We start from the raw sequence: 568 nt of genomic DNA, 5'->3' as shown, positions 1-568 counted from the left end.
CGCCCTGGCATCATGGCATCAAGATCACTTAGGCTAATAGTAGCTTCACCTTGTTTGATGGCAGTAATTGGTAAACGTTTAGCTGCAAATGGCGGGCCACCATTCACATCACGAATCGCCACAAACAGCACGTCATCCGCTTTGACCAATGGTAGTAGGCTTGAGTTAATCTTAACGGTCACCTCGATACCTTCAGAGGCTTGTTGCTGCTGCATGGTCACATTGGCACTGAGCTCATCTAGGCTTGATAGCGCCTGCGTATGATCGCCTGGTTTGGCCGAGATGCTATCACGCAAACGCTTAATCCAGCCTTGTGCTTGATCAAAGTTATTCGCTCGTGCTTCACCCATTGCCATGAGCATTTGCGCGCCTTCATGCTGTGGGTTTTTGGCCAATACAGTTTCTAGCACTCGGCGACTATTTTCGTCTAGCTGACCCTTATTAGCAAAGAAATTAATCTGCGCGTAAGTAATCGCAATCTCTTCATTATCAGGTGACAAACGATAAGCACGTGATAATGCTTCTAATGCTGAATCGGTCGCCTCTAATGATAAGAACAATTCTGATA

1 protein-coding gene is annotated in these 568 nt (G+C 46.5%); it reads right to left on the bottom strand.

From position 1 onward, the window contains the following. Positions 1 to 568: tetratricopeptide repeat protein (locus tag ACS8FC_RS19690; protein WP_439298029.1), on the bottom strand; the 568-nt coding region annotated here is incomplete at both ends.

This window comes from Psychrobacter sp. 1Y4 (assembly GCF_051847555.1).
Note: the sequence above shows the minus strand (reverse complement) of the source record. Positions and strands in the feature narration are given on the sequence as shown.